The following is a 14,988-nucleotide window of genomic DNA, read 5'->3' as shown; positions in this document are numbered from 1 at the left end:
CTCAGCCCTCCACCTTGCGTAGGTAGCACTCCACGTGATGCGCGGCGCCGGCCAGGTCCGGCCAGTTCTCCGCGTCGCCGTCGACTTCCCAGGACTGCCCGGCGACCTCGACCGCGTCCACGGCGTCCAGGTCGGTGCCCGGCGGGGCGAACAGCCGATACCGGGTCACGACGCGGTCGGCGGTGCCCAGCTGCTCGGCGCTGGACACCGGCTGGAACGAACAGCCCTCCACCATGACGCGCTCGGTGGTGAACACGTCTTCGCCGTAGTCGTCGGTGCCGGCGCGCACGCGGCGGACCAGGGTGACGGTCTGGTTGCCCAGCGGCAGGGGCATCACGCCACCCCGGCGACCGAGTAGCGGTCCACGATGGCCTGCTCGACGTCGTCCAGGACGCCGCCTTCGCCGGCCGCCGACGGGGCGAACCGGACCTGTACGCCGCCGACGGTCTGCTGTTGCAAGTGGACAGGGTTGACCGCCAGGCGCGCGGCCAGGGACACGCACACCGTGGCCAGGTCGGACGGGATGGGGTCGTAGCCGTGGTCGTAGGTGACCCGGACAGAGCGGGGTGTGGTCGGCCACCAGTGCGACGGCACAGCGCGCACGGTCCCCGTGGCCGACCACACCCACCGGCCCGCGAACGGTGACCACATGCCGTTCACGAGCACGTCCACGGACGACACCGCCAGCACCGGCAGCTCCGGCAACAGCACCACCTGGCCCAGCGGGTCCAGCGTGACGGTGTCGTCCTCGACCAGGTGGAGCTGTTGGCGGGCAACGCCTCGGATGATGTCGGAGGCGTGCGCCAGCAGCATGGCCGCGCGGTCCAGGCTGAGGGTGGAGCCCAAGTAGGCCACCAGCGCCGACGGCTCCGCGAACGGCGTCTCCATCAGTCCTCGCTCTTGGTCTCCACCGTCACCGGCGACGCCTTCGGCTCACTGTCCGATGCGGACACGACCTTGGTCTCTGCCTTGTCCTGCGCCGACGTGCTGGCGGCGTAGCGGGTGGACTGGTAGACCGTGGGCGGGTGCTCGTCGGACGGCTTCGCCGGCTCGGTGGCGATCCGCTCGCCCATCACGACCACGCCAGGTTGACGATGCCGAACACCGCGGGGCGGTAGATGACCAGCGCCAGCCGCTCCTCAGCGCGGATGGTCACCCTGTTGTGTTCGAAGTCGTCGTTGTTGCTGTTCGACATCTCCGACACGATCCCCTGGCGGCGGAAGATCTGGCCGCCGGCCTTGAACGCGCCGACCACACAGGTGCCCTGCGCCAGGGTGGGGGTCAGGACAACTCGCTTACCCCACAGGGAATCCACGTTCGTGAACGATCCGACGCCGTACGCGCCCTGGAAGGGACCACCGGCGTAGTACTGGCCGTTGGCGTCCTTGCCCAGCTTGATGTGTTCCCAATCGAACGGGTTGATCAAGACAGTGTCGGGCTCCATGAACGCCTTCCACCGCACCGCCGTGATCTGGCTGAAGATGGTGTCCGCGGTGACGGCCACGTTGGTGGAACCGTTGGCGGACATGGCGGTCTGGAAGCCGGCCGCGTGCTGGAGCAGGCCGCGGATACCCGGGTAGCCGGTGCCGTTGATCAGCCCGTCCTGCTCCTTGAGCCGGATCCCCAGGTTCATCCGGGAGTCCAGGAAGGACTTGAACTGCTCGGCGTCCATCACCATCTCGTCGGTCATCCGCAGCAAATGGGCGATCTTGCCCACCTGCTCGAACAGCCGCTCCACGGCGTCGGACGAGGTCGGCTTCAGCTCGCCTTCGGCGACCGGTGCCGCGGCGTTGACGAACTCGGTCTCCTCAACCCAGGTGATGATCGGGCTGGACGTGCTGCCCTGCGCGAACAGGTCGGCGATGTTCAGTTCGGGGAACAGCAGCTCCACCATCTGCTGCTGGTAGTTCGGCAGGATCAGCGGCGCGGCGACCCCGTCGAGGAACCCGCCCGCTCCCACGGTCGTGCCCTCGTTGATCACCGGCGGCGGGGTCGGCGTGGACTTGACCTCCACGGTGGTGCCGAACCGCTTGCGGCCGCCGTCCGGGCTGACCGCGGCGGCCAGCTCGGCGTAGCCCTTGGACGCCACCAGCTGTTCGCCCAGCGACCGGCGCTGCGCCGGAATCAGCGGGTGGTCCTTGTCCTCGGCGGAGTCCCCGCCCTTGCACAGCAGCGCGGCCTTTTCGTAGACCTCGATGGTGTCGCTGTGCTTCTGCATCTCTTCGGACAGGGTGACCAGGGCGGACTTCTTGTCCGCCATCGCCATGTCCTTGTCATCCACGACATGCTTGGCCTTGAGCGCCAGTGCGCGCATGGCCGTACGTGCCTCCAGAACAGGAGACATGGTCCCTCCAGGTGCATGAGGGGGTTGATCAGGTGGCCATTCCCTGCAACCGCAGGGAAAGCGCCCGAACCTCGACCTCGTCGGCGGCGGCGGTGTCAGCGGCGGCGGCCGTAGCGGCGGCGGACTCCGTGGCGGCGGACGTGTCCTCGTCCGGGTCTTCGTCGTGCGTGGTGGCAGTCTCCTTGCCGTGCAAGGACTTGCCCGAGGGTGCGCACGAGGCACCCAAGTTTGCGGCGTGGTCGTGAATCGCCTGGATCGTCTCGGCGTCGGCGGTGTTGTTGCGCCGGCCTTCCTTGAGGGCCTTGGACGCCAACACCAGCGCGTCCCGGTTGGACGGCACGGCGACGAACGCGCCGTTGAGCAGCTCCCGGACCTCGCGGGTGCTGCCGTCGTCCTGCGGCACCTTGTCGGTCATGTAGGCAACCGACGTGGTGCGGATGTGGCCCTCGTTGACCAGCGTGCGCACCTCCTGCGCCCGCTTGAGGCTGCTGTAGGTGCCGCGCACGTGCAGGGTTCCGTCATCCTCCAGCGACGGCACGCCGGACCCGACGGTGGTGGCCACGCTCATGCCGTGGTCGGTGTCGAACGTGACGTGGTCGGGCAACGGCTGCTTCCAGTCCTCCGGCAGCAGCGTCTCCCCGTCACGGTCCTTGGTCGGCGCGGACAGCACGACGTGGAACGACCCGGAGGGCTGTTCGGCGTCGTCGTCGCCCGGCGTGATGGTGGCAATGGCCTTGACCAGTACGCCCATGGTTCATCCCCTGAAACTGAGTGTGCAGGTGCACCCGGCGACCTCGTCAGCGCCGCCCGCGGGGTCGCCGGGGCCGTCCATGCCGTTGCTGAACGGCTTGCCCAGCGGCACGGTCTGGCCGTGCATGGCGGCGTGCGACGGGCGCGGCCGGGCGCTGGTGACCGTCCAGGTCTTCGTGATCGCGCCGGCCTGGCGGGCGGCGACCTGTTCGGCCAGGCCACCGACGACGCCCACGCGGGACTGCGAGATCTGGTCCAGGCGACCGCCCATGCCCTCGTCGAAGTAGCGGGCGACGGCGGCGGCCGGGTCGTCGGCGTCGTCGACCAGCGCCACCAGCTCGTCCACCGTGGCGGCGTTGATCCGCCCCGCGGATTCCGTCGCGTTCGCGCTCACCCAGTCCCGGATCACGCCGTCGTCGTAGGACCCGCCCAGGGTGTCGGCGACCTGGTCGCCCAACGTCTTGCTGGTGGCCAGCGACAGCGCCAACAGCACCTCGGCCAGCTCCGCGTTGGTGTCGTCGTCGGCCAGGCCGCCGAAGTCGGCGGACCCGGACGACACGGCGGTGTGCGCGAGGACAGCCTGGGCGGCGATGTACGCGCCGAGCTGGCGGCGGTGTTCGTCCACCAGGGCCTGCCGGGCGGGGCCGGCGCCGGCCGCCTTGACGCGGCCCAGCCGACCCATCAGCGCCCGGTAGGCGCGGTTGCCGCCGGCCGGCTTCGGTGCGGCGGCCGGCAGCTCCGGCGCCGGCTTCCCGGCGTCGATGGTTGGCGGGGTGGGCTTGTTGCTGCCCAGTTCCACCAGCGCGGCGTTGGCGTACAGCCGGTCGGCGACCGGCCCGGCGTCGGCCAGGTCGAACATCGGCCGCGCCTCCGACGGCATCATGACGCCGCTGGTGACCAGCTGCTGCACGGCGGTCGCGCGGGTCTCGAAGTCCCCGCGCAGCACCTCGTCCAAGCTGAAGCTGGCCGCCTTGCCGGGGCCGAACTCCGCGCGGACGTAGAAGTCCACAACGGATTCCAGGTCCTCCAACCTGGGGGCCATGCTGTCCCGGTACACGCTGCGCATCTGCTCGGAGATGTTGGAGAACGTGGCGTGGTCCAGGATGTGCAACGCGGGCGGGGAAGTCGAAGACGCCGCACACTTCCTCCCGGTTCAACCGCCGGGATTCGATGTACTGCATCTCCTCGGCCGAAAGCTGAACGATGGTGGGCGTGACGCCCTCCTCCAGCACGGCCGTGCCGCCCGCGTTGTCCACCCCTCCCTGCGCCGCGTCCCACGCGGCTTTCAGGTTGGTCCGCCCGTCCGGCGACAGCTTGCGGTCGGTGGACAGGATCACCGACGGCCGCCCCGAGCGACGCCACCAGGCCGCGGTTGCCCGCCGGGCGGCGTCTTCGTTGAGCAGCGTGGACCGCAACGGCTCCAGGCACGACAGCCCGCGCATGACGTTGTCTGGGTTCCACCGGCGGAACGGCACCACGTCGGCGGCCGGCGCGCGCAGAATCCCTGTGGAGGCAATGCCGAGGGTGAACACGTACCACTCGTCGCCGGCCTGGTCGCGCTCGATGGCCGTGCGGGTCGGGTGCATCGGCAGCAGCCCGCGCACGATGCCGTTGCGGTCGCGGACCTTCAGTAGGTAGGTCTCCCCGTACAGCTCGTAGGTGCAGGCGATCCACCGCCAGAACGCGAACGGGGCCATGGTCGGGCACGGGCTGGCGATCAGCCGCGCGAAGTCGGACGTGGTGTCCGGGACCTTGCCGGTGGCCGGGGTGGTGTCCCAGGTGCGCAGGGTCAGCCGGGCGGTCAGCTTGCCGACCTTGTCGACCACCGCGGCCACCCACGGCTGCGCCCGGTACAGCGCGCTGTAGGTGGCGTGCAGGCGCTCCAGCGTCAACCCGTCGGTGGCGTACCAATAGCCGGTCGACATGATCGGCGTCGTTTCGGCCAGCGCTTGCGGCGCGAACTGGACGACGTCGCCGTTGGACAGTCGCATCAGCCACCGTCCTGGAGGTAGGCGATGCGGGCGCGGTCCACGAACACCGTGCCGTCGGCCGGCAGGGTTCCGTGTGCCTGCACCAACTTCACGTCGGTGAACATCGCCGTGCGGTCGTCCACGTCGACCAACAGGCCGCTGAAGCTGCCGCCGTCGCGCAGGAAGACCAGGAACCGCGCGCGCAGGGCGGCCCGCATGAGCCGATCCCGCTGTGACCACACGGCACAACCCCTGTTCTGTTTTCCTTACAGGACAAGCAAATCTGCGCTGTCGTACATGCTGTGCGCGTCACCAGCGGCACGGGTGGCCTGGTCCAACGCCATGATCGCGGCAACCACGCCGTCGATCTTGTCGCCTGAGGTTTTCTTGCTGGGCTTGACGTTGCCGGCCGCGTCCATCTCCACGCCCAGGTTGTCCACCTGCCAGCGGATCGCGCCGTTGCCGCCGTGCCGGAACCGCGGCCGGTCGGCCGACCCGTCCAACACGACCCGCTGGAACTCCTTGCACGGGGCGGACATCGAGGCGAAGCCCTGCCGCATCTTGACCATCGGCGCGTCGTCGCCGACCAGGTCGGTGACCAGCTGCGTGGCGTTCCACGGGTCGTAGGCGATGGCCTCGACCACGTAGCGCTCCCGGTCGGCGTTGATCGCGGCCCGGATGTAGTCGTAGTCGGCGACGTCGCCCGGCGTGACCGTCAGCAGCCCCTGGCGGGCCCACACGTCGGCCTGGCCGTGGGTGCGGCGGCTCAGCGCCGGCAGCGCCGCCTCGGGCACCCACAGCCGCCACAGCGCGTCATGGCCGCCGGTGCCGTCGGGGAACACCCAGCACAGCGCCGTCAGGTCCGACGTGGCGGCCAGGTCCAGGCCGCCGTAACAGGTCTTGCCGACCAGCGCCGCGGTGTCCACCAGGGACGCGTTGGCGTCCCAGGCGGCCATGTCAATGAACCGCGTCTCCTGCTTCGTGCGCAAACCCAAGTGCAGGCGCAGGAACTTCGCGAGGTCCGCCGGGGACTGCTTCGCCTCGTTGGCGGCCTGCCGCAGGTACTCCCGCGACGGGCTGACCCCGTAGCCCGGGTTTGCCTTGCGCCACGTCGCCTCGTCGAACGGGTCGTCTTGCTCGTCGGCCGCCCACACGACGCCGTACAGGCTGTCGTCGGTCAGCGCGCGGCGGGCGACCTGTTCGACGTAGTCCCGGCGCCGGGCGTAGATGGTGTGCTGCCGGCCGTCGTCGGCGGTGGTGATGATCAGGACCAGCGGCTGCGTGCGCGACCCGGTGCCGGTCTCCACCGTCTCCACCAGGTCCGGCGTCGCGTGCACGTGAAGCTCGTCGACCACTGCGCCGTGGATGTTCGCGCCGTGCAACAGCTCGGCGACGCGGGACACCACGGCGAAGTAGCTGCCGGACGGCTCGTGGACGATGCGGGACTGGCGCGTCTTGACGAACCGGGACAACGCGGGGCTCTTCTCCGCCATCGCCTTGACCGGGTCGAAGCAGAACCGGGCCTGGTCGCGCCCGGCGGCCACCGCGTAGACCTGCGCGCCGGCCTCGTCATCGGCCGCGGTCAGGTAGGTGGCGATGCCGCCCGCCGTCGTGGTCTTCCCGTTCTTGCGCGGGATGTCCACGTAGAGCCTGCGGACCACCCGCACCCAGTCGCCGTCATCGTTGCGCCGGACCCACCCGAACACCGGGCACAAGATGTAGGCGACTTGCCACGGGTCGGGCTTCAGCGGCCGGCCCGCCCACTTGCCTTGTGTGTGGCGCAGCAGCGAGAAGACCTTCAGCACCTTGTCCACACGGGACGCGTCGAACCGCGCCCCGTCGACCTCGCCCGGCGACGGCGTCGCCAGCTTCGGCGGGCACTCGGGCAGCGGGATGCCGCGCGATTCCAGGTACCACAAGACTTCCGGGGCCAGCTGGAGGTCAGGTGCCCGTGCCTGCGAAGGGGTTTCCGTCATCGCTTGCGCCCTTGACCTCGATGCGCGTGCGCGCACTCGGTGTCAGGCCGAACTCCTGCGCGAACGCACGGATGATGCCCGCGCTGTCGCGCTGAATCTGCAACGCGGGATTGCGGACCATGCCGCCGTGGATGCCCTTGACCAACACCGCGCTGTTGGCCAGCACCGCCGAAGCCCGCCGATGGCTGACCACGGCTTCGCAGTAGCACAACAGGGCGTCGCGGTCGGCCGCGGCGGCGGTGCCCATCGCGTCCAGCTCGGCCACCGTGTAGTCCCAGATGGCCCGCACGTCGTCCGACACCCCGTCCGGGCACACCGGCGGCAGCCCGCGCGGGATCGGCTCGGCCGGGTTGATCCGGTCGGCCCGGTCGCCCTCGATCAGCCGCAGCGCCGTGGGCTTCGGCGCGGGTCCACCCCGGTACATCGCCTAGTCCTCCCCGTCCAGCTCCAGCACCTCGCCGACCTCCGGCGCCGGCCAGCTGCGCACCGCGCCGATGTCGCCCCGGTGGTACACGGCGACCATCTGGTGAACCCGCGCCAGCTTCCGCGACTTCAGGAACGCGCTGGCCGCGCGCAGGCCGGCGCTGCCGGTCGGGGTGGCCAGGACGGCGTCCTGGTAGAGCCGCCAGCCCAGGCCGGCCATGATGCGGCTCGTGTCGGCCGGCAGGTCCAGGACGTAGCCGTGGCGGTCGCGGACCGCGCCGGTGACGATGGCGGCGAAGGCGTTGTCCGTCATCCGGTCGGTGGCGGCGGCCAGGGCGTCGGTGTAGCCGTCCAGGAACTGCTCATAGCTGGCGGCGGTCGACAGGTCGGCCGGGTCGTCGCTGTAGCGCTCCAGGTCGAAGTACGGCGGGCACGTGAACAACATCCCGTACGTCCCGGATGCGGTGTTCGGCACCAACGCCCGGATGTCGCGGGCGTCGCCGACGATCCACTGTGGTGCCGCAGCGGTCAGCAGCCCGCGGCCCATCCAGTCCACCGCGGCCTGCCCGTTGGCCTCGACCTGTTCGGCGCGCAGCTCCACGCCGGTGTACCGGCGGCCCAGCCGGGCGGCGACCAAGCCGCGGACCGCGCCCCCGGCGAACGGGTCCAGCACGGCCGTGCCCGGCGCGGTGTACCAGCGCAGCAGCAGCTCGGCCAGCACCGGGTCGAAGATGGACGTCCCGGCCTCCCAGCTCGCGCCGGTCGGGGCCTGCCCGTTGTAGGCGGCCTTGGCCCGCGCGGCGTCGTCGAACGATCCCGTCAGCCCGCCGGACCGGCCCAGCTCCGACCGCAGGCCCAGCGACAGCCAGGCCGCTTTACGGTCGCGCCAGTAGCCCCGGCGGGCGTCCAGCAGCGTGAAGGGCGGCACGCCGAAGCGCTCGGCCAGCGACTGCCGCGGGACGTCGTCCGGCGCGCTGTCAGGCGGTTCAGACGGCTCCAGCAGCGCGGCCAGCTCGTGCTCGGCGTAGCCGGTGCCGGCCAAGTCCTCCAACCCGGCCAGCAGCACCGCCAGCGCGTCCTGGTCGTAGTCGGCCAGGTCGTTGGAGCGGTTGTCCACCAACAGGATGCGCAGCGCCGCCTCGTCGTCCACGTCGACCCACACCACCGGCAGCACGGTCAGCCCGTGTTCACGGGCGGCCATCAGCCGGTGGTTGCCGGCCAGGACGTAGCCGGTGGACAGCTGGGCCACCACGGCGCCGTAGAAGCCGTTGGCCTCGATGCTGTCGACCAGGACGCCGACGTCCCCGCGGCGGGGGTTGTCCGGGTGCGGGGTCAGTCGATCAACACCGACCAGCTCGTAAGACTGCTTGACCAGCGGAAATGCCTTCTGCAGCGGCATGATCAACTACCCAGTTCGTCAGACTTGTCACGCTGTGCGCGTGACTACCCCGGCGGTCAAGTGATCTTGAAGCCAGCGATTTCGACCCCCTCACCTCTTGACAAGGTGCAGGGCTAGGGTCCTGACCACGCCTACAGCGGGGATACCTCCAAGCAACCGGTATACGCAGGCGAATCAACCGCCTCACTTCCCCGGTGGGCACAGGGGTGGCCTGGTGGAGGCTCGGCCAGGTCACCCCGCTTAACTCACAGTTAATTCAGACCCGCTGCCATCGTGCACACTGCCGGCATGACCAACGAGACGCCCGGCACGAACACCACCAACGTGGTCTCCGGCCACAGCGGCAACACCGTCCAGGCCGGGGTTATCCACGGCGGCGTGGTCATGCGCCAGGAGAGCGCCTCGCCGCTGCTGGTCTACCTGGAAGCCGGCGCAGCCTTGGATTCCAGGTCGCCGGTCAGGAAGCCTCTGCGATGGCGACACTGGTGATCTTGCTTAGTGCGAACAACGAGATGTTTGGTGCCATCATCGAGCTCGTACGGGCATGGTTCGCCAGTGTCGAGCCCACGATGGAAAGGATTCACGCTGCCGAGAACCTCATGCAGGCAGGAATCAGGTACTCCCTGGCCGAACCTGATCCACGGCGTCGACAGCTTATGGGCCACCTGCTCATAGCCATCCTGTCCTTTGAAGGCAGGAAGAACGCCCGGTGGTCGAGCCGGTATCGCCTCGTTGGCGTCGACGACCCGGAGGCTAGTCCCGACAGGCTAGGTTTCCACTTCCAAGTGTGGTACCCGGCACCGGCCGCGGCTGGCGACACGCCTCACGCGATGGACGGCCTAGTCGTTGATCAAGCCGAGGCGGAGGGGCTGACCGAAGACCTGCACGAGGAGATCGAGTAGGCCGTCATGTCTCAGCGGGCCGGTTCCAGCCGCCGGGCTGGCGCTGTGCTGTCTGCCGCTTGTCGCACGTGCTGCACAGCCCGCGGCCGTAGGCCGGGTCGTCGGGGTCGGCCCCGTAGTCGACCAGCTGCCGCCTGCTCAGCGGGTGGTGGTCGGCGACCGTGGCCGGCGCGCTGTTGCACAGCACACACACCGGGTCGCGCTCCAGCACCCCGGCACGGAACCGCTCCCGGTGCTGCCGGCCGTAGCCACGGCTCGCCGGGCTGCCGCGCTGCTGGTCGCTGGCCCGGCGCTGCTCGGCGCGGCACCGGGTGCACTTGCCACCGGTGGACGTGTTCGGGCAGCCCGGCGTCGTGCAGGCCGACAAGGGGCTACGAGGCAACAACTCCTCCCGCCCATACCACGAAAATTCTGGAGTACCGCCCGAGTATTTTGTGCTAACGTCCGCGGCCCTGCGCGCTAGGTTGGCCGGCATGTCCAACGAGCTGAACGGTAGCGCGCACAACGTCGTGCAGGCCGGCACGATCAACGGCCCCGTGAACATCGGGCACGAGTGCGCGTCCCGCTGGGCCGTCTACCTCCAGGCCGCCGAGGCACTCAGCTCCGCAGTGCTGCTACGGCAGCGCGCGGGCATCGTCGTTCTAGCTCAACTGGTACGGACCGACGAGGCCATGCATCGCCCCGCTTGGGAACTTGTCGGCGACCTCGACTCAGACCAGAAGTTCCAGGCCGAGTGGCGCGTCTTCATGGCGATGACGGCATACCACCTTGAGCATGATCCCGAAGCATTGGACAAGCTGGTCTTCGCGGTGACTGGGGCTGTTCTGGAGGCCCAGCTGGAACTAAACGAGAAGGCGGAATGGATTCTCCGGCTGACCGAGCGCTAGATGGGCCGGCACGATCCGCGGCGGTGGCCGATGTCGCCTCGGAGGACTTCCGCCCAGCATGGGGGCATGGGCGCGGCGTGTCAGATGTGCCAGCCTCGGCCCGGCGGCGGGACTTGAACCCGCAACAGCGGCGGCAGCGTGCTGCGCGTCGCGACTCTGCCAGTTGAGTTACGCCGGGGGCTGAACCCGTACTGGGGGAACGGGCCAGCGGTGGTAATTTCGGGGAAAGTGTTGCGTTGCAACAGGTTTGTCACCTGTCGCCAGCTTCCACCAACGTACGCGTCGCCCAGCTCGGGCGCAACGTGGGGTACACCTGCCGGCGACAGCTAGCCGGGTAAGGCCATGATCACCCCCTCTCGAAGTTGCCCGCGACGGGTTCGCCGGGGTCGTCTACGGCGCCGGCCGCGGTGCGCGCGGCGTCGAGCTTGTTCATCAGCGCGTCCAGCCCGAGGGCCAGTAGCGCGACGCCAGCGGCGATCGCCGCGAGCGCCAGGGACACCCTGTTCATGAATTTTCCTCACGTTGCCATCGGTTGAGTGCCGCCGTCACGGCGTACCCCAGCTCGTCCACGCTGGTGATCACCACGCGTAGCTCGTTGCCGTTCGGGTACACCAGCACGACGTTGCACGGGAAGGTGTCGGCGGGCGGCGGCTGTTCGCTCATTCGCATGTGCCCCCGAAGTCGTGTTCGTCAAGGGCCTCGGCGATGGTGTCGCGGACCTCACGGACGAGGATCACGCCCAGCCCGCCCGCGTCCCACGTCTCGCGGTCGCAGAGGTCGAGGATCCGTTTCAGCGCTTGGTAAGCGCCCTGACTGACGTCGTCGCATCCGATGATGGCGACGACGGTTGCTTCCTGGTCCTCCAGCTGTGCGCGTAGTGCATCTGTCCCCCCGTCGGATGTCACTTACCGCGCCTCACCCGCCCCGGCATGTAGACCCTGGGCATGTCCGAACGGCCGTCTTGCCAACTCAGCGCGTTGGTCTGCTCGCCCTTGACGAACATCTCCCACGCGCGCAGCCACAGCCCGAGCTGTTCGGAGTGCGACTTCTTCACGCCGTTCAGCTTGGCGCGGGTGATGTTGCGGTGTAGGGCGGTGCGTGGGTCGGTGCGGCCGGCGCCCGCGTCGACCGGGTCAAGCACCCCCGCCAGGAACTCCTCGGCCTTGTCCAACAGCTTCTGATCTCTGCCGGCCGCCTCGCGGATCAGGTAGTAGCCGACCGCGCCGACGGTCTTGGTCATCTTCACCAGGTTGGCCAGTGGACCGGTCAGCTGGAGGCAGGTGACGATGTCGGGTGTGGCCTTGGCGATGTCCACGACGCGCTGCGAGCTCAGCTTCATCTTGCGCCACTCCGTGTACGGCACGGGCGGCGTGGCGAAGCACGCCCGGTAGCGCTCCAGGAGGTTCACGCACGCCGCCACGTGGTTGGCGCTGCCGAAGCCGGCGCTATGCAGGGTGTGGGCGGTGGTGCGCTTGCGGCCCCGGTTGAGCTTCGCGAACACCTCGGGGTCGTAGTTGTGGTGGACGTCGACAATCAGCCCGTCGTGGCCGGACAGAATGATTGCGCGGCAACGTGTCTGACCATCGATGAGGCGGCCCTGGTTGTCGAAGACCATGCCCTCCGGGGACTTTCCGTCCCACTCGCCGGCTTCCATCTCGCCGGCCATCTGGCGTTCCAGGTCGGGGCTGGACTGCCGGTTGAACTCGGCGTTGACGGCCAGGAACTGCTGGGCCAGCTCCGGGGTGATGCGGACGTCTTCATGGATGAACGTCTCGCCGCGCTGGTGGCCTGCCGGCACGGGGCCGGTCAGCGGCACGTAGTCCAGGGTCGGCTTCGTGCCGGTCTTCTGCGCCGGGATGGCGGTTGCGGTAGGCACAGGGCCTCCATTCACGGGTTGTGCGGGGCGGGATGCGCGCATCGGCCCACGTGGTGCGTCGCTGGGCCAGGTGAGTCGGGGATCACCAACGGCGTTAACGGATTCCACCTGCACGCCGACGGCGGCCAGCGTCTGCACGATCCGCGCACGGTCAACCTCCCTTTTCCCCAGGTGGTTCCAGTCCTTCACCAGCACGAGGTCCGGCCGCGTCCGCAGGGCGTAGCTCTGCATGGAGGCCAGGCCGGGCCGGTCGAGCGTGTAGCCCTCGTCGTAGTCGATGAACGTTTTCTCTACGGCGTAGCGATGGTCTGCGCAGTGGTTCCGCAGCATGTGCAGTCCCAACGGTTGCGCTGACCGTTCTGCGCGCTCGGCGCCGCGGTAGTACAGCACCGCCCGCCGGATCTTCCGTCCCAGCGGCGGCAACTCCTCACGCGCCATGGCAACGCTCACGGACAGGGCTCCCTTCCGTAGGGCAACCCGACACCCGGACTTGTCCGAAAGTTGCCGACTTGTGGAGACATGCCGACGGACACAACCACTCTGTGTTTTCTCGGTCAACCAAGACAGACCTCCCATCACACCAAGGAGTTAACTCGCTTGGAGTAAACGTTGCTTGCGCCCCGTTCCTTCGATCGGGTCAAGGTGGTGTCAAAAATGGTGTTCGGGCGTAACGATTTGCAGCAGTTCTACGATGGCCCGAACAGAGACGCGTCGGTGACCGTCTGTGTCCACTCGGGACTCAACCCGCCCCCTACGGACGTATCCCTGAATCATCGCCGTCGTCAACGGCCTGGAGATCAACCCCGGCAGCGCGCGGGCCATTTGTGCCGGGGTCAGCCACATGTCCATGGCGGCGTCCAGCAACCATTTGCGACGGTCATTCACGTTGTAGACGGTCGCGCACCGTACACATCGGACATCGAGGCTCTCCAGCCGCGCGTACAGGTCAGCGCCGCACTCATCGCAGGGTCCGGCGTAGGCGCGTTCGGCCGGCGCGTCCACGCACCGGCGGGCTATGCCGGTGGCGTAGGTGATCTCGTCGAACATCGCCGCGGCGTCCTCGCACTGCCGCACGTCGTCGCGGTGCGCCGCCAGCCAGCGCGCCATCCCGGCGGCCGTGCGGTCGGCGTCCACGTCCAGCCCGCGCCGTTCGGCGACCAGGTGCGCCCAGGACGACAGGGTGTTGACCAGCGTTTCGGCGACGTGGGCCGCGCGCGGGTTGTACGGCAGCAACGCGCCGGTCGTGCTCCTGCGGACGTAGCCGACCGGGTCGCCGCGCCGGTCCCGCCGCGACAGCGTCACGTCCAGGTCGTCGGCCAGGCCGGGCACCGCGCGCAGCTCGGCCACCAGTCGGGTCGTGCAGGTCCGGCACAGCCGGGCGTCGGTGCACGGCAGGCCGCACTCGGGCACCGCGCACCTCACGGGCGCTCACCCCGGTCACGGCGGCGGGCAGCTGCCCGCGCGGTCAGGGTGGCGGCGAGGACCACCAGGACCACGGACACGCCCAGCCCGGTGGCCGCCCAGCGTGCATCCCCGATCCACACCCAGGTCAGCGCACCGCTGACGAGGGCGACGACGGCCAGCGCGTCGAGCACGTGGGGTACTGCGGACATCGGCACCCCCGGTCAGTTGCAGGTGTTGGTGGGCAGCGGGTGGCGGGCGCGCACGTCGTCGGCTTCGGCCAGCCCCTTGGCGTAGGTGTGCAACGCCGCCGCGCGGTCGGCGGGCGTGGCCGACGGGTTCAACAGCACTTTGAACAGTGCACGTTGCGCGTTGCGTTCGGTGTCGGCGGCGTCGGCGCGCTCGGTCAGCGCGTCGCGGAACGCGTTGTTGATCCCGGTCTGGCACTGGACGGTTTGCCGTTCCCGGACGGCGACCACGGCCACCGACACCACCGACAGCGCGCCCAGGATGATCAGCACGGCGGCGGCCACCCGCGGGTAGACCAGCAGCCAGGAGCGGGGACGGTCCGATGTGGTCACTGGGGATCTCCTTCGGTGTCGTGGTCCGGCCCGGCGTCGGCCCGGTGCCGGTCGGCCCGCTCGACCTGCACGGCCACGACGCCGCCGACCACGACGGTGAACAGGCTGGTGATCGAGGGGTCGGGCCGGTAGGCCGGCCAGATGAACGGGGCCAGGAAGTTGACCGTCCAGGCGAGGCTGACCAGCGCCGTGACGGCCAGCCAGACCAGGCCGGTGGTCGGCCGCCGGGTGGTCACTTGGCCGCCTTGGCGTCGGCCAGGGCGTCGCGTACGGCGGCGGCCGTGGCCTCGTGCTGGCGGTAGCGGGCGAGGATGGCCAGGCCGATGCCGCGCAGCAGCGTCTCGGCCGCGGTGTGCCGGACCCGGCGGGCCAGACACGCGCCGGCCTCGGCGACCAGCTCGGCCGCCGACCAGGTCGCCGGATCGGCGCTGGGTGGGCTGCTGCTGGACGAGCGGCTGGTGTCCATGCGGGTGGCTCCC

General features: G+C 69.5%; 22 protein-coding genes, 1 tRNA gene and 1 pseudogene. 3 read left to right on the top strand and 21 right to left on the bottom strand.

Annotated elements, in window-relative coordinates; translation table 11 throughout:
- Window position 1 precedes the first annotated feature (1 nt).
- The 10 genes and pseudogenes from M3Q35_RS36870 to M3Q35_RS36825 all read right to left on the bottom strand — a co-directional run bounded on the left by M3Q35_RS36870 (window position 2) and on the right by M3Q35_RS36825 (window position 8,862).
- Window positions 2-334 (bottom strand): hypothetical protein, encoded by a 333-nt coding sequence (locus tag M3Q35_RS36870; RefSeq protein WP_273937168.1) that lies wholly within the window; start codon window positions 332-334, stop codon window positions 2-4.
- Window positions 334-888: a hypothetical protein gene (locus tag M3Q35_RS36865; RefSeq protein ID WP_273937167.1), complete on the bottom strand. Its 555-nt coding sequence runs from the start codon at window positions 886-888 to the stop codon at window positions 334-336. Before M3Q35_RS36865 ends, M3Q35_RS36870 begins: the two co-directional genes overlap by 1 nt.
- A complete protein-coding gene (locus M3Q35_RS36860) occupies window positions 888-1,073 on the bottom strand; it encodes a hypothetical protein (protein ID WP_273937166.1) in 186 nt (61 codons plus the stop codon). Before M3Q35_RS36860 ends, M3Q35_RS36865 begins: the two co-directional genes overlap by 1 nt.
- Entirely contained in the window at window positions 1,073-2,344 is a 1,272-nt protein-coding gene (locus tag M3Q35_RS36855) for a phage major capsid protein (RefSeq protein WP_273937165.1), read from the bottom strand. Before M3Q35_RS36855 ends, M3Q35_RS36860 begins: the two co-directional genes overlap by 1 nt.
- A 28-nt stretch (window positions 2,345-2,372) precedes the next feature.
- A complete protein-coding gene (locus tag M3Q35_RS36850) occupies window positions 2,373-3,095 on the bottom strand; it encodes a hypothetical protein (RefSeq protein WP_273937164.1) in 723 nt (240 codons plus the stop codon).
- Between the two features lie 3 nt (window positions 3,096-3,098).
- Window positions 3,099-5,019 (bottom strand): annotated as a pseudogene (locus M3Q35_RS36845) (phage portal protein).
- A gap of 65 nt (window positions 5,020-5,084) precedes the next feature.
- Window positions 5,085-5,282: a hypothetical protein gene (locus M3Q35_RS36840; RefSeq protein WP_273937163.1), complete on the bottom strand. Its 198-nt coding sequence runs from the start codon at window positions 5,280-5,282 to the stop codon at window positions 5,085-5,087.
- A gap of 48 nt (window positions 5,283-5,330) precedes the next feature.
- On the bottom strand, window positions 5,331-7,040 hold the full coding sequence (locus tag M3Q35_RS36835) for a terminase large subunit (protein WP_273937162.1): 1,710 nt from the start codon (window positions 7,038-7,040) through the stop codon (window positions 5,331-5,333).
- A complete protein-coding gene (locus M3Q35_RS36830; RefSeq protein ID WP_273937161.1) occupies window positions 7,006-7,464 on the bottom strand; it encodes a phage terminase small subunit P27 family in 459 nt (152 codons plus the stop codon). Before M3Q35_RS36830 ends, M3Q35_RS36835 begins: the two co-directional genes overlap by 35 nt.
- A gap of 3 nt (window positions 7,465-7,467) precedes the next feature.
- Window positions 7,468-8,862 carry a DNA methyltransferase gene (locus tag M3Q35_RS36825; RefSeq protein ID WP_273937160.1) on the bottom strand — a complete coding sequence of 465 codons (1,395 nt, stop codon included), beginning with the start codon at window positions 8,860-8,862 and terminating at the stop codon, window positions 7,468-7,470.
- A gap of 288 nt (window positions 8,863-9,150) precedes the next feature.
- On the opposite strand from M3Q35_RS36825, the gene M3Q35_RS36820 reads away from it, so the two are divergent.
- Window positions 9,151-9,351 carry a hypothetical protein gene (locus M3Q35_RS36820; protein ID WP_273937159.1) on the top strand — a complete coding sequence of 67 codons (201 nt, stop codon included), beginning with the start codon at window positions 9,151-9,153 and terminating at the stop codon, window positions 9,349-9,351.
- The gene (locus M3Q35_RS36815; RefSeq protein ID WP_273937158.1) at window positions 9,336-9,764 is read left to right on the top strand and encodes a hypothetical protein; all 429 of its coding nucleotides are present in this window, start codon (window positions 9,336-9,338) and stop codon (window positions 9,762-9,764) included. Before M3Q35_RS36820 ends, M3Q35_RS36815 begins: the two co-directional genes overlap by 16 nt.
- Before the next feature lie 4 nt (window positions 9,765-9,768).
- Here M3Q35_RS36815 and M3Q35_RS36810 read toward each other — a convergent pair whose 3' ends face one another.
- Window positions 9,769-10,146: a holin gene (locus M3Q35_RS36810; protein ID WP_273937157.1), complete on the bottom strand. Its 378-nt coding sequence runs from the start codon at window positions 10,144-10,146 to the stop codon at window positions 9,769-9,771.
- A 91-nt stretch (window positions 10,147-10,237) separates the two neighbouring features.
- Between M3Q35_RS36810 and M3Q35_RS36805 the strand changes: the two genes are divergently transcribed.
- Complete coding sequence (locus tag M3Q35_RS36805) at window positions 10,238-10,651, top strand: hypothetical protein (protein WP_273937156.1); 414 nt, start codon at window positions 10,238-10,240, stop codon at window positions 10,649-10,651.
- A gap of 98 nt (window positions 10,652-10,749) precedes the next feature.
- On the opposite strand, the gene M3Q35_RS36800 is transcribed toward M3Q35_RS36805, so the two are convergent.
- The 10 genes from M3Q35_RS36800 to M3Q35_RS36755 form a co-directional block, all read right to left on the bottom strand.
- Window positions 10,750-10,829 (bottom strand) — tRNA-OTHER (locus M3Q35_RS36800).
- Between the two features lie 168 nt (window positions 10,830-10,997).
- A complete protein-coding gene (locus M3Q35_RS36795; RefSeq protein ID WP_273937155.1) occupies window positions 10,998-11,159 on the bottom strand; it encodes a hypothetical protein in 162 nt (53 codons plus the stop codon).
- A complete protein-coding gene (locus M3Q35_RS36790) occupies window positions 11,156-11,314 on the bottom strand; it encodes a hypothetical protein (protein ID WP_273937154.1) in 159 nt (52 codons plus the stop codon). Before M3Q35_RS36790 ends, M3Q35_RS36795 begins: the two co-directional genes overlap by 4 nt.
- Window positions 11,311-11,556, bottom strand: coding sequence for a hypothetical protein (locus M3Q35_RS36785; RefSeq protein ID WP_273937153.1), 246 nt, complete (start codon window positions 11,554-11,556; stop codon window positions 11,311-11,313). Before M3Q35_RS36785 ends, M3Q35_RS36790 begins: the two co-directional genes overlap by 4 nt.
- Window positions 11,553-12,977 carry a recombinase family protein gene (locus M3Q35_RS36780; RefSeq protein WP_273937152.1) on the bottom strand — a complete coding sequence of 475 codons (1,425 nt, stop codon included), beginning with the start codon at window positions 12,975-12,977 and terminating at the stop codon, window positions 11,553-11,555. The genes M3Q35_RS36785 and M3Q35_RS36780 overlap by 4 nt, the downstream gene beginning before the upstream one ends.
- Window positions 12,978-13,175: 198 nt before the next feature.
- The gene (locus tag M3Q35_RS36775; protein ID WP_273937151.1) at window positions 13,176-13,874 is read right to left on the bottom strand and encodes a hypothetical protein; all 699 of its coding nucleotides are present in this window, start codon (window positions 13,872-13,874) and stop codon (window positions 13,176-13,178) included.
- Window positions 13,875-13,945: 71 nt separating this feature from the next.
- Window positions 13,946-14,140: a hypothetical protein gene (locus tag M3Q35_RS36770; protein WP_273937150.1), complete on the bottom strand. Its 195-nt coding sequence runs from the start codon at window positions 14,138-14,140 to the stop codon at window positions 13,946-13,948.
- A 12-nt stretch (window positions 14,141-14,152) separates the two neighbouring features.
- A complete protein-coding gene (locus M3Q35_RS36765) occupies window positions 14,153-14,509 on the bottom strand; it encodes a hypothetical protein (RefSeq protein WP_273937149.1) in 357 nt (118 codons plus the stop codon).
- A complete protein-coding gene (locus tag M3Q35_RS36760) occupies window positions 14,506-14,745 on the bottom strand; it encodes a hypothetical protein (RefSeq protein WP_273937148.1) in 240 nt (79 codons plus the stop codon). The genes M3Q35_RS36765 and M3Q35_RS36760 overlap by 4 nt, the downstream gene beginning before the upstream one ends.
- On the bottom strand, window positions 14,742-14,975 hold the full coding sequence (locus tag M3Q35_RS36755; RefSeq protein WP_273937146.1) for a hypothetical protein: 234 nt from the start codon (window positions 14,973-14,975) through the stop codon (window positions 14,742-14,744). The genes M3Q35_RS36760 and M3Q35_RS36755 overlap by 4 nt, the downstream gene beginning before the upstream one ends.
- Window positions 14,976-14,988 lie beyond the last annotated feature (13 nt).

The organism is Kutzneria chonburiensis (assembly GCF_028622115.1).
GTDB classification, from domain to species: domain Bacteria; phylum Actinomycetota; class Actinomycetes; order Mycobacteriales; family Pseudonocardiaceae; genus Kutzneria; species Kutzneria chonburiensis.
Note: the sequence above shows the minus strand (reverse complement) of the source record. Positions and strands in the feature narration are given on the sequence as shown.

Coding starts and splice junctions, on each gene's coding strand:
- M3Q35_RS36855 (WP_273937165.1), bottom strand. CDS start 2,344: ATGTCTCCTGTTCTGGAGGCACGTACGGCCATGCGCGCACTGGCGCTC.
- M3Q35_RS36790 (WP_273937154.1), bottom strand. CDS start 11,314: ATGAGCGAACAGCCGCCGCCCGCCGACACCTTCCCGTGCAACGTCGTG.
- M3Q35_RS36825 (WP_273937160.1), bottom strand. CDS start 8,862: ATGCCGCTGCAGAAGGCATTTCCGCTGGTCAAGCAGTCTTACGAGCTG.
- M3Q35_RS36805 (WP_273937156.1), top strand. CDS start 10,238: ATGTCCAACGAGCTGAACGGTAGCGCGCACAACGTCGTGCAGGCCGGC.
- M3Q35_RS36815 (WP_273937158.1), top strand. CDS start 9,336: ATGGCGACACTGGTGATCTTGCTTAGTGCGAACAACGAGATGTTTGGT.
- M3Q35_RS36835 (WP_273937162.1), bottom strand. CDS start 7,040: ATGACGGAAACCCCTTCGCAGGCACGGGCACCTGACCTCCAGCTGGCC.
- M3Q35_RS36870 (WP_273937168.1), bottom strand. CDS start 334: ATGCCCCTGCCGCTGGGCAACCAGACCGTCACCCTGGTCCGCCGCGTG.
- M3Q35_RS36830 (WP_273937161.1), bottom strand. CDS start 7,464: ATGTACCGGGGTGGACCCGCGCCGAAGCCCACGGCGCTGCGGCTGATC.
- M3Q35_RS36770 (WP_273937150.1), bottom strand. CDS start 14,140: ATGTCCGCAGTACCCCACGTGCTCGACGCGCTGGCCGTCGTCGCCCTC.
- M3Q35_RS36840 (WP_273937163.1), bottom strand. CDS start 5,282: ATGCGGGCCGCCCTGCGCGCGCGGTTCCTGGTCTTCCTGCGCGACGGC.
- M3Q35_RS36865 (WP_273937167.1), bottom strand. CDS start 888: ATGGAGACGCCGTTCGCGGAGCCGTCGGCGCTGGTGGCCTACTTGGGC.
- M3Q35_RS36795 (WP_273937155.1), bottom strand. CDS start 11,159: ATGAACAGGGTGTCCCTGGCGCTCGCGGCGATCGCCGCTGGCGTCGCG.
- M3Q35_RS36820 (WP_273937159.1), top strand. CDS start 9,151: ATGACCAACGAGACGCCCGGCACGAACACCACCAACGTGGTCTCCGGC.
- M3Q35_RS36755 (WP_273937146.1), bottom strand. CDS start 14,975: ATGGACACCAGCCGCTCGTCCAGCAGCAGCCCACCCAGCGCCGATCCG.
- M3Q35_RS36850 (WP_273937164.1), bottom strand. CDS start 3,095: ATGGGCGTACTGGTCAAGGCCATTGCCACCATCACGCCGGGCGACGAC.
- M3Q35_RS36860 (WP_273937166.1), bottom strand. CDS start 1,073: ATGGGCGAGCGGATCGCCACCGAGCCGGCGAAGCCGTCCGACGAGCAC.